Source organism: Streptomyces sp. YS-3, from assembly GCF_045257485.1.
GTDB lineage: Bacteria > Actinomycetota > Actinomycetes > Streptomycetales > Streptomycetaceae > Streptomyces.
This window is the reverse complement of the sequence record NZ_JBJHPC010000230.1, coordinates 1-10,651: the sequence shown is the minus strand read 5'-3', so window position 1 is coordinate 10,651 and position 10,651 is coordinate 1. Positions and strand designations below refer to the sequence as shown.

Annotated in this window: 7 protein-coding genes and 2 pseudogenes; 4 read left to right on the top strand and 5 right to left on the bottom strand. The window is 74.2% G+C overall.

Translation table 11 applies throughout. From position 1 onward, the window contains the following. On the top strand, positions 1-768 hold a 768-nt coding region (locus ACJA3G_RS19535; protein ID WP_406554301.1), incomplete at its 5' end, for a sigma factor-like helix-turn-helix DNA-binding protein. Between the two features lie 119 nt (positions 769-887). Here the strand turns inward: ACJA3G_RS19535 and sucD are convergent. The 5 genes from sucD to ACJA3G_RS19510 all read right to left on the bottom strand — a co-directional run bounded on the left by sucD (position 888) and on the right by ACJA3G_RS19510 (position 7,961). After that, a complete protein-coding gene (sucD, locus tag ACJA3G_RS19530; protein WP_406554300.1) occupies positions 888-1,772 on the bottom strand; it encodes a succinate--CoA ligase subunit alpha in 885 nt (294 codons plus the stop codon). Between the two features lie 22 nt (positions 1,773-1,794). Further along, positions 1,795-2,973 carry an ADP-forming succinate--CoA ligase subunit beta gene (gene sucC / locus ACJA3G_RS19525; protein WP_406554299.1) on the bottom strand — a complete coding sequence of 393 codons (1,179 nt, stop codon included), beginning with the start codon at positions 2,971-2,973 and terminating at the stop codon, positions 1,795-1,797. Positions 2,974-3,178: 205 nt separating this feature from the next. After that, positions 3,179-4,294: a vWA domain-containing protein gene (locus tag ACJA3G_RS19520; protein WP_406554302.1), complete on the bottom strand. Its 1,116-nt coding sequence runs from the start codon at positions 4,292-4,294 to the stop codon at positions 3,179-3,181. A 68-nt stretch (positions 4,295-4,362) separates the two neighbouring features. Continuing rightward, positions 4,363-6,828 (bottom strand): DUF5682 family protein, encoded by a 2,466-nt coding sequence (locus tag ACJA3G_RS19515; protein ID WP_406554298.1) that lies wholly within the window; start codon positions 6,826-6,828, stop codon positions 4,363-4,365. After that, positions 6,825-7,961: an AAA family ATPase gene (locus tag ACJA3G_RS19510; protein WP_406554297.1), complete on the bottom strand. Its 1,137-nt coding sequence runs from the start codon at positions 7,959-7,961 to the stop codon at positions 6,825-6,827. The genes ACJA3G_RS19515 and ACJA3G_RS19510 overlap by 4 nt, the downstream gene beginning before the upstream one ends. A gap of 150 nt (positions 7,962-8,111) precedes the next feature. Between ACJA3G_RS19510 and ACJA3G_RS19505 the strand changes: the two genes are divergently transcribed. The 3 genes and pseudogenes from ACJA3G_RS19505 to ACJA3G_RS19495 form a co-directional block, all read left to right on the top strand. Further along, positions 8,112-9,497 (top strand): SWIM zinc finger family protein, encoded by a 1,386-nt coding sequence (locus tag ACJA3G_RS19505; protein ID WP_406554296.1) that lies wholly within the window; start codon positions 8,112-8,114, stop codon positions 9,495-9,497. A 167-nt stretch (positions 9,498-9,664) separates the two neighbouring features. Continuing rightward, positions 9,665-10,465, top strand: a pseudogene (locus ACJA3G_RS19500) (DUF5691 domain-containing protein); the annotation flags it as partial. A gap of 17 nt (positions 10,466-10,482) precedes the next feature. After that, positions 10,483-10,651 (top strand): annotated as a pseudogene (locus ACJA3G_RS19495) (DUF5691 domain-containing protein); the annotation flags it as partial.

Sequence of the window (10,651 nt, the reverse complement as noted above, 5' to 3'; positions counted from 1 at the left end):
CAGCAGACGTACCTGCTCACCGGGCGCCGGGGGCTGGCCAAGGAAGCCGTCGAGCGTGCCTTCCACCGCGCCTGGCAGCACTGGCCCGAAGTCGCGACCGACCCGGACCCGGCGGGCTGGGTACGGGCCGCGGCGCACGAGTACGCCCTCTCCCCCTGGCACCGGTTCCGCCTCAAGCACCGGCGCCCCGACCGGCCCCCGGCCGACCGCGGGCTCCGCAGGCTGCGGCGTTCGCTCCTCGACCTGCCGCCCGCCTACCGCCGCACGCTCCTGCTCTACGACGGCCTCGGCCTCGACCTGCCCGAGACAGCCGCCGAGACCGAGGCCAGCACCCCCGCCGCCGCCCACCGGCTGCTGCACGCCCGCAAGGCCGTCGCCTGCCGCGTACCGGAGCTCGCCGCGGCGGCCACCCACGAGGAGCTGTCCCAGCTGCTGCGGCAGCGTCTCGCCGACCTCGTCCTCGCCCAGCCGCCGGGCGTGGTCAAGCTGCCCGGGCCCCGGCGCGTGCGCACCGGCGGCGAGCGCCGCATCCGGGTCTGGACGCGCGCCGCCGTCAGCCTGACCGCCGTCATCGTCGGCGCGACCGCCTTCACGCTCTCCACCGCGCCCACCCGCTACATCCCGCCGATCTCCCCGGGCCAGCGCATCGGCAACGTACCGCTCAACAGCGGCCCGCAGCGGCAGGGCGAGGAGGACGTGGAGCTCCACCGCAAACTGCTCGACGAACCCGTGCACGGACCCGAACGGCTGGTCCCGGAGCCCCGCTGACCTCCGGGCACGCGGAACGCGCGTGGGCCCGCACCCCTGCCGGTGAATTCCGGGGGGTGCGGGCCCACGCGTATGCGGACGTACAGACGTACGGACCAGCCGTACGGGTGACCGGGAGGTCAGCCGGCGAGGATCTCGCGCGCCAGCTTGGCCGTCTCGGTCGGCGTCTTGCCGACCTTGACGCCCGCGGCCTCCAGGGCCTCCTTCTTGGCGGCGGCCGTGCCGGAGGAGCCGGAGACGATGGCGCCGGCGTGGCCCATGGTCTTGCCCTCGGGCGCGGTGAAGCCCGCGACGTAGCCGACGACCGGCTTGGTCACGTTGGCCTTGATGAAGTCGGCCGCGCGCTCCTCGGCGTCGCCGCCGATCTCACCGATCATGACGATCAGGTCGGTGTCGGGGTCGGCCTCGAACGCGGCGAGCGCGTCGATGTGCGTCGTACCGATGACCGGGTCGCCACCGATGCCGACGGCGGACGAGAAGCCGATGTCACGGAGTTCGTACATCATCTGGTACGTCAGCGTGCCGGACTTCGACACCAGGCCGATACGGCCCGGCTTGGTGATGTCGCCCGGGATGATGCCGGCGTTGGACTGGCCCGGCGTGATCAGACCGGGGCAGTTCGGGCCGATGATGCGGGTCTTGTTGCCCTTGGCGTTCGCGTACGCCCAGAAGGCGGCGGAGTCGTGGACCGCGATGCCCTCGGTGATGACCACGGCGAGCGGGATCTCGGCGTCGATCGCCTCGACCACGGCGGCCTTGGCGAACGCCGGCGGCACGAAGAGGACGGACACGTTGGCGCCGGTCTTCTCCATCGCCTCGGCGACCGTGCCGAAGACCGGGATCTCGGTGCCGTCGATGTCGACGGACGTACCGGCCTTGCGCGGGTTCACACCGCCGACGATGTTGGTGCCGTCCGCGAGCATGAGCTTGGTGTGCTTCATGCCCGTGGCACCGGTCATGCCCTGGACGATGACCTTGCTGTCCTTGTTCAGGAAGATAGCCATGGCTGTTTCTGTCCCTCTTCCCTTACTTCGCAGCCGCGAGCTCGGCGGCCTTGTCGGCCGCGCCGTCCATGGTGTCCACACGCTGGACCAGCGGGTGGTTCGCGTCCGACAGGATCTTGCGACCCAGCTCGGCGTTGTTGCCGTCGAGACGCACGACCAGCGGCTTGGTGACCTCTTCGCCCTTGTCGGCGAGGAGCTGCAGCGCCTGGACGATGCCGTTGGCGACCTCGTCGCAGGCGGTGATGCCACCGAAGACGTTGACGAACACGGACTTGACGTCCGCGTCGCCGAGGATGATCTCCAGGCCGTTCGCCATCACCTGGGCGGACGCGCCGCCGCCGATGTCGAGGAAGTTGGCCGGCTTCACGCCGCCGTGCTTCTCACCGGCGTACGCGACGACGTCGAGGGTGCTCATGACGAGCCCCGCGCCGTTGCCGATGATGCCGACCTCGCCCTCGAGCTTGACGTAGTTGAGGCCCTTGGCCTTGGCGGCGGCCTCGAGCGGGTTGGCCGCGTCCTTGTCCTCCAGGGCCTCGTGGCCGGGCTGGCGGAAGTCGGCGTTCTCGTCGAGCGAGACCTTGCCGTCCAGGGCCAGGATGCGGCCGTCCTTGGTCTTCACCAGCGGGTTGACCTCGACGAGGAGCGCGTCCTCGGCGACGAAGGTCTCCCACAGGGTCACCATCGCCTCTGCGACGCCCTCGGCCACCTCGGCCGGGAACTTCGCCTGGGCCACGATCTCGCGGGCCTTCTCGATGTTCACGCCTTCGACGGCGTTGACCGGGACCTTCGCGAGGGCCTCGGGGGTCTTCTCCGCGACCTCCTCGATGTCCATGCCGCCCTGCACCGACGCCATGGCCAGGAAGGTGCGGTTGGTGCGGTCGAGGAGGTACGAGACGTAGTACTCAGCCTCGATCTCCGGGGACAGCTCGGCGATCATCACCTTGTGGACCGTGTGGCCCTTGATGTCCATGCCGAGGATGTCCGTGGCCCGGGCGACGGCCTCGTCCGGGTTCGCCGCCAGCTTCACGCCGCCGGCCTTGCCTCGGCCGCCTACCTTCACCTGCGCCTTGACGACGGACTTGCCGCCCAGCCGCTCGGTCGCCTCGCGGGCTGCCTCAGGCGTGTCGATCACTTCACCGGCCAGCACCGGTACACCGTGCTTGGCGAAGAGGTCCCTCGCCTGGTACTCGAACAGGTCCACGCGCGTCCGTCCCTTTTCAGTGGTCTCGCGGTTCGTTTTCTGCGTGGGCGTGCCGCGAAGGGCAACGTGACGGCGCTGTCACTGAGGGAGGCGTACACGGTGGCCGGGTACGCGGCATGTCCGTCTCGCAGGTTATCCCCGCCAGAGCGAGCTCCCTAAATCGCAGATCACACCGGAGCGGTGATACCTGTCACAGATCACCTGCTCACAGCGTGTCAGGTATCGGCAGAGCCCGCTTCTCGACGGCCGCCGCCATGATCTCCGGGAAGAGGTCGGGGGTGCAGGCGAAGGCGGGCGCGCCCAGGGCGGACAGGGCCGCCGCGTGCTCGTGGTCGTAGGCCGGGGCGCCCTCGTCGGAGAGGGCGAGCAGGGCCACGAACTGCACTCCGGAGGCCTTCATCGCCGCCACCCGCTTCAGCATCTCGTCGCGGATCCCTCCCTCGTAAAGATCACTGATGAGTACGACGACGGTGTCGGCAGGACGGGTGATCTGCGACTGGCAGTAGGCGAGGGCGCGGTTGATGTCGGTGCCGCCGCCCAGCTGGGTGCCGAACAGCACGTCCACCGGGTCGTCGAGCCGGTCGGTGAGGTCGACGACGGCCGTGTCGAAGACGACGAGGCGGGTGGCGATCGAGCGCATGGAGGCGAGGACGGCGCCGAAGACCGAGGCGTAGACGACGGAGGCGGCCATCGATCCGGACTGGTCGATGCAGAGGACCACGTCCTTCTTGACGGACTGGGCGGCCCGTCCGTAGCCGACGAGCCGGTCCGGGACGACCGTGCCGTACTCGGGCAGGTAGTTCTTCAGGTTCGCCCGGATGGTGCGGTCCCAGTCGATGTCCCGGTGGCGGGGCCGGCTGATCCGCGCCGAACGGTCCAGGGCGCCCGTCAGCGTCGCCTTCGTCCGGGTCGCGAGCCGCTTCTCCAGGTCCTCGACGACCTTGCGGACGACCATGCGGGCCGTCTCCCTGGTGGTCTCCGGCATCGCCTTGTTGAGCGACAGCAGCGTGCCCACCAGGTGCACGTCCGCCTCGACGGCCTCCAGCATCTCCGGCTCCAGGAGCAGCGCGGAGAGCCCGAGGCGGTCGATGGCATCGCGCTGCATGACCTGGACGACGGAGCTGGGGAAGTACGTGCGGATGTCGCCCAGCCAGCGGGCCACGCCCGGGGCGGAGGCGCCGAGCCCGGCGCCGCGCTCCTTGGACGTTCCCTGTCCGCCGGAGCCGCCGTAGAGCGCGGAGAGGGCGCCGTCCATCGCGGCGTCGCGCCCGGTGAGCGCGTGGCCCGTCCCGTCGGCGCCCCGCTCGCCGCCGAGCACCATCCGCCAGCGGCGCAGCCGCTCGCCCGAGGCCGCGTCGAGGGGTTCGGTGTCCGCTGTCTGACCTGTGCTCACTTCGCCGCTCCTGCCAGGGGGTCGGAGTGCTCCGGGCGTGCCCCGGGGCCGTGGGCGCCGCCCAGGAGCAGCCGCAGCAGCGGCTCCATGGCGTCGGCGCGGTCTTGGTCGAGCCCAGCCCCGAAGCCGGGGGCCGCGGCGCCGGCGGCGGCCGGGCCGGTGGTGCCGGGGCCGCGCCGGACGAGCTCGCCGAGGGTCCGGCGCACCCCCGGTTCGTACGCCGAGAAGGTGCGGCGCAGCAGCGGCAGTACGTCGGTGAAGGCGTCGGCGGGGACACCGGTCAGCCAGGTGTCGACCAGGGCGAGCAGCCGCTCGTCGTGGACGAGGAGCATTCCGCCGCCCGACGCGCCTCCGACGAACCCCTCGATCCAGGCGGCGGCCTCGCCGGGCGGTGTCCCCACCGAGAGCGCCAGGCCCATGTGGCGCTCGGCCTCGCTGTCCGCCAGCCGTCCCTCGTCCAGGAGCAGCCGGACGGCGCGGCCCCGGATCTCCCCCGCCACCGAGTCGCGCCCGGCCAGCCTGACCAGGACCGACGCCCAGCGGTCCCGCAGCGTGGCGGGTCCTTCGGTGGACTGCGGGAGCAGGGCCATGGCGGTGTGGACGTCGTCGATTCGGCGGCGCATCGCGGTGGCGCCGTCCGCGTCCAGGCCGGTGCAGGCGGGCGGCAGACCGACGCAGATCCGCTCGGCGAGCCCGGTGGCGACCTCCCCGAGCGCGGCCGTCCCGGTGCCCCGTACGTCTCCGTACCGAAGGGTGCGGGCCAGGGCGGGCAGTGCCTGGGCGAGGTGGGCGACGTCCGTGTCGAGCGCGGCCCGGTCGGCGAGCGCCCGCATCACCACCGGGAGGGCGTCGGTGAGTTCGGCGAGCAGACACCGCTCGGCCAGCGCGGTGATCTCGCCCAGGACCGTCGCCCCGGCGGCCTCCGACTCGGCCCGGGCGGTGGCGGCGGCCAGGACCGTCGTGCCCCACACCCCGGCCTCGGCCACCCGCACGGACAGCTCGGGCTCCCAGCGCAGCCGCCAGCTCTCCCGGAACGTGCCGGTGCTGCCCCGGGACACCGACTGCCCGCCCCAGCCGACGCCGAGGAGGCCGAGCCGGTGCAGCAGCCTGCTGCGCGCGGCGTCGGTCTCCTTGCGCAGATCGAGCTCCAGCTCCCGCTCCAGCGCCTCCGGCTTGAGCCGCAGCGTGCGCTGGGCGCGGGTCAGGTCGCGCTGGAGCGGGACGGCCGGGGCGGCGTCCGGGACCTCGCCGAGCACATCGCCGACGACGAGACGGTCCCGGACGAGGGCGAGCGGCACGTCGGAGCCCTCGCACATCACCGCCCGCACCGCGTCGGTCGTCTCGGTCAGGCCGGGCAGCGGGCGCCCGCGCATCGCGGCGAGGGTCCCGGCGAGCCGCACCGCCTCGATGACGTGCGCGGACGAGACCTGCCGGTCCTCCTCCCGCAGGAGTCCGGCGACCTTGGTCATCCAGCGCTCGACGGGCCGGTCGGGGGCGGAGAACAGATGCCCGTACCAGCCGGGCGAGTCGATGCCCGCGCCGTAGCCGCTGCGGCGGGCGAGACGGCGGTGGGTCCAGGGCACCCAGGTCAGCTCGGTCTTCACCTTGGGCAGGCCCTTGAGCAGCGCGCGGTCGGCGGCGACGGTGGTACGGGCGGCGAGCGCGGGCACGTGCCAGGCGCCGCAGACCACCGCCACGTCGTCCCCGAACTCGCGCCGGGCGCCGCGCAGTTGGATGCGCATGTACGCCTCGCGTACCGCATCGCGCGGGTGGCCGCCGTCCCCGTACGCCTCGCGCAGCGCTGTCATCGCCTCGCCCAAGACCGTGAACGGGCCGTACGGATCGTCCCCCGGGGTGCCGTCGCGGTGCTCCACGACGTCCTCCCACCAGGCTTCCGGGTCGTCGTATCCGGCGGTCTCGGCGAGCACGCCGATCGGGTCGACCCGCAGGGCCGGCGCGGCGGGAACGCCTTCCGGATTCCCCTCGCCATCCCCCTCGCCAGTCCCGTCGCCATTCCTCTCGCCCTCGGGCCCCCGGTCCGCCGCGCCGTCCGGCCCGTTGTCCGTCGGGCCGAGCGGTTCGGTCTCCGGCCCGTTCTCGGCCGACGCGAGGGAGTGGGACGCCGGGAGGTCGATGAAGCGGACCTCCACCCCCTCGTCCAGGGCCCAGCGCAGAGCCACCCACTCCGGCGAGAACTCGGCCATCGGCCAGAACGCGGCGCGGCGCGGGTCGTCCACCACATGGGCGAGCAGGGCGACCGGGGGCCGCATCTCCGGGTCGGCGGCGAGCGCGAGGAGCGCGTCGGCCTCGGGCGGGCCCTCGATCAGTACGGCCCGGGGCCGCGCCGCCGCCAGCGCGGCCCGGACCGCTCGCGCCGACCCGGGTCCGTGGTGGCGCACACCGAGCAGCCAGGGGCCTGGGGGCGGCGCCGCGCCGGGCGTCCCGGGGGGCCGGCCGGTCATGCCGAGACCTCTCGGCAGGCGCGGTAGAAGTCCTTCCAGCCGTCGCGCTCGCGCACCACCGTTTCCAGGTACTCCTGCCAGATGACGCGGTCCGCCGCCGGGTCGCGGACGACCGCGCCGAGGATGCCCGCCGCCACGTCGCCGGCGCGCAGCACGCCGTCGCCGAAGTGCGCGGCGAGCGCCAGGCCGCCGGTCACCACGGAGATCGCCTCGGCCGTGGAGAGCGTGCCGGAGGGGGACTTGAGCTTGGTGCGGCCGTCGCCCGTCACGCCGTCGCGCAGCTCGCGGAAGACGGTGACGACGCGGCGGATCTCGTCCATGCCCTCGGGCGCGGCGGGCAGGTCGAGCGAGCGGCCGAGCTGGTCGACCCGGCGGGAGACGATGTCGACCTCCTCGTCGGCGGTGGCCGGGAGCGGCAGCACCACCGTGTTGAAGCGGCGGCGCAGCGCGCTGGAGAGCTCGTTGACGCCCCGGTCGCGGTCGTTGGCCGTGGCGATGAGGTTGAAGCCGCGCACCGCCTGGGTCTCCTGGCCCAACTCCGGGATGGGCAGGGTCTTCTCCGACAGGATCGTGATCAGCGAGTCCTGCACGTCGGCGGGGATACGGGTCAGCTCCTCGACCCGGGCCGTCATCCCCTCGGCCATGGCCCGCATGACCGGGCTGGGCACCAGGGCGTCCCGGCTGGGGCCGTGCGCGAGCAGCTGGGCGTAGTTCCACCCGTACCGGATCGCCTCTTCCGGGGTGCCGGCCGTGCCCTGCACCAGCAGCGTGGAGTCGCCACTGACGGCGGCGGCGAGGTGTTCGGACACCCATGTCTTGGCGGTGCCCGGGACGCCGAGCAGCAGCAGCGCCCGGTCGGTGGCGAGGGTGGTGACGGCGACCTCGACGATGCGGCGCGGACCCACGTACTTCGGCGTGATCACCGTGCCGCCGGGCAGGGTGCCGCCGAGCAGATAGGTGGCGACGGCCCACGGCGAGAGCTGCCAGCGGGCCGGCCTGGGCCGGTCGTCGGCGGCTGCCAGCGCCTTGAGTTCATGCGCGAACGCGTCCTCGGCGTGCGGGCGCAGGGCCTCGGCGGCGGCCGTCTCGACGCCGCTCGCGACTCCCGCGGCCGTGGTTGCGGACATGGTCATGGATCCCCCTCCAGATCGGTCGACCCGATGTGAACCAACCGTGCACCACGCCACTGACAATCGGCCTCGGCGCGGGGGAACGCGCAGGTCAGCGCCAGGATCAACGCGGGGCCGGGGTGATTGTCAGTGGCGGCGGCTACCTTCGAAACCATGAATCAGCAGGGGGTGCGCTGGACGGCGGAACAGGTGCTGGCCCTGGCTCCTGACGACTCGTCACGCAGAGCGGGGAGCAGGCTCGGCACGGCCGGGCCGTGGTCGGAGAGCGGCTGCGACGGTTCGGGGGTGTGGGGCCTGTGCAAGGGCAGCGGCAGCAGGCCGTACCAGACGGTGGTCGACACGGACGGGCCCGGATACCGGTGCGGTTGCCCGAGCCGCAAGTTCCCGTGCAAGCACGCGCTGGGGCTGCTGCTGCTCTGGGCGGCGGACGAGCGGGCGGTGCCGGCCGTCGCGGACGGGGAGGTGCCCGGCTGGGCCGAGCCGTGGCTGCGCGAGCGGCGGGCGCGGGCGGAGAACAAGGACCACAGGGAGAACAGCGAGAAGGGGAGCGGGACGGCCGGGCCGGCCGAGGTGCGGACCGCCGATCCCGAGGCCGCCCGGCGCCGCGCGGAGAAGCGTGCCGAGCGGGTCACGGCCGGTGCGGGCGAACTGGAACAGCGCCTTGAGGACCTGCTGCGCGGCGGCCTGGCGGCGGCCGAGCGGCCGGGATACGGGCTGTGGGAGGAGACGGCCGCCCGCATGGTCGACGCGCAGGCACCGGGACTGGCGGGCCGGGTGCGGGAGTTGGGCGCGATACCGGGCTCGGGGCCGGGGTGGCCGGTGCGGCTCCTTGAGGAGTGCGCGCTGCTGCATCTGCTCGACCGGGCCTGGCTGGGCCGCGCGGCGCTGCCGGAGCCGCTGGCCGCAACGGTCCGGGCGCGGGTCGGGGTGCCCACCCAGCCGCAGGGGCCGCCGGTGCGGGACATCTGGCAGGTCCTGGCGCAGTACGACACGGCCGACGCCAAGCTGACCACGCGCCGGATCTGGCTGCACGGCAGGGAGTCGGGCCGCGCGGCGATGGTGCTCGACTTCGGTGCGGCGGGCCGGGCTCCGGAGCTCGCCCTGCCGGTCGGTCTGGCGATCGACGCCGAGCTCACGCCGTACCCGGGCGGCGGGCAGGTGCGCGCCGCGCTGGGCGAGCGGTTCGGGGCGCCGCTGGCGGCGGCCGGGCCTCCGCCGGGCGGCACCACGGCCGAGGCGATGGAGCGGTACGGACGGGCGCTGCGGGACGACCCGTGGCTGGACGCGTGGCCGGTGACGCTGAGCGGGGTGATACCGGTGGCGCCGGGCGACGGCGGCGAGGGGTGGCAACTCGCCGACTCGGGCCACGAGTCGGCGCTGCCGGTCGCCTCGGCGGCGGCCGACCGGGCGGGGCTGTGGAAGCTCGTCGCGCTGTCGGGCGGCGGCCCGGTGACGGTGTTCGGCGAGTGCGGCCACCGGGGGTTCGCGCCGCTGGCGGGGTGGGCACCGGGCGAGGCGGAGGCGGTACGGCTGAGGTGAGTCCCGGCCGGCAGCACGTACAGGTGCGGCGGCACGGACAGGTGCGGGGACACGGACAGGTGCCGGGACACGGACAGGGACACGGACGGCGACACGCACAGGAAGGGGAGGAGGGCGCGCGTATGTACGGAGGGGAGGCCACCATGTCCGCTGCCGCTGGGGAGAGGGCCGGTTCCTGGGAGGAGCTGGTCACCACCGCGCTGCTGGGCACCGAGCGGCGGCCGGCCGCCGGGGAGCCCGCCGCGCTGCTCGACGAGGCCGCGCGGCAGACCGTCCGGCGCCGGGCGGGCCTGCTGCCCGCGCCCGCGCCCGCGTCCGTACGGCCGGGGAAGGCGCCGCAGGACGCCCGGCCGCCGCTGCCGCAGGCCGCACGGCGGCGGCTCGGGCAACTGCTCGCGGACCGTTCGGCGTCGGCGCACTCCGGGGGGCGGCGCGGGGCATCGCCGGATCTGGCGGAGCTGCTGCCGCAGTGGCTGAGCGCGGCGGCCGAGCGGGGGTTCCGGGCGCCGCCGGAGCTGCTGCCCGCGCTGCTCGACGCGGCCCGGGCGCGTACGGACCTGCGGCCACAGGCGCTCGCCTTCGCCGGGCCGCGCGGGATGTGGCTGGCCGGGCTGAACCCGGAGTGGCGGTTCGCGCTGCGCGGTGGCCCGGGGAGCGCGGCACTGCCCGACGTCTCGGACGCCGAGGCGGTGCGGCGGCTCTGGGAGGAGGGGCTGTTCGCCGAGCGGGTGGCGCTGTTGGGGGCGGTGCGGCCGTACGAGCCTTGGGCCGCGCGGGAGTTGCTCGCCTCGACGTGGGCGGCCGAGCGGGCGGAGGACCGGCTGATGTTCCTCGACTCACTGCGGACGGGGCTGTCCGGGGAGGACGAGCCGTTCCTGGAGCAGGCGCTCGCCGACCGCAGCCGCAACGTCCGGGCCACGGCGGCCGAGCTGCTGTCGGCGCTGCCCGCGTCGGCGCTGGCCGGGCGGGGGCGGTGCGGCCGTACGAGCCTTGGGCCGCGCGGGAGTTGCTCGCCTCGACGTGGGCGGCCGAGCGGGCGGAGGACCGGCTGATGTTCCTCGACTCACTGCGGACGGGGCTGTCCGGGGAGGACGAGCCGTTCCTGGAGCAGGCGCTCGCCGACCGCAGCCGCAACGTCCGGGCCACGGCGGCCG

Excerpts from the sequence above, each read along its gene's own strand:
- ACJA3G_RS19520 (WP_406554302.1), bottom strand. The coding sequence starts at position 4,294 with ATGGTGCTCGGCGGCGAGCGGGGCGCCGACGGGACGGGCCACGCGCTC.
- ACJA3G_RS19510 (WP_406554297.1), bottom strand. The coding sequence starts at position 7,961 with ATGACCATGTCCGCAACCACGGCCGCGGGAGTCGCGAGCGGCGTCGAG.
- ACJA3G_RS19515 (WP_406554298.1), bottom strand. The coding sequence starts at position 6,828 with ATGACCGGCCGGCCCCCCGGGACGCCCGGCGCGGCGCCGCCCCCAGGC.
- sucD (WP_406554300.1), bottom strand. The coding sequence starts at position 1,772 with ATGGCTATCTTCCTGAACAAGGACAGCAAGGTCATCGTCCAGGGCATG.
- ACJA3G_RS19505 (WP_406554296.1), top strand. The coding sequence starts at position 8,112 with ATGAATCAGCAGGGGGTGCGCTGGACGGCGGAACAGGTGCTGGCCCTG.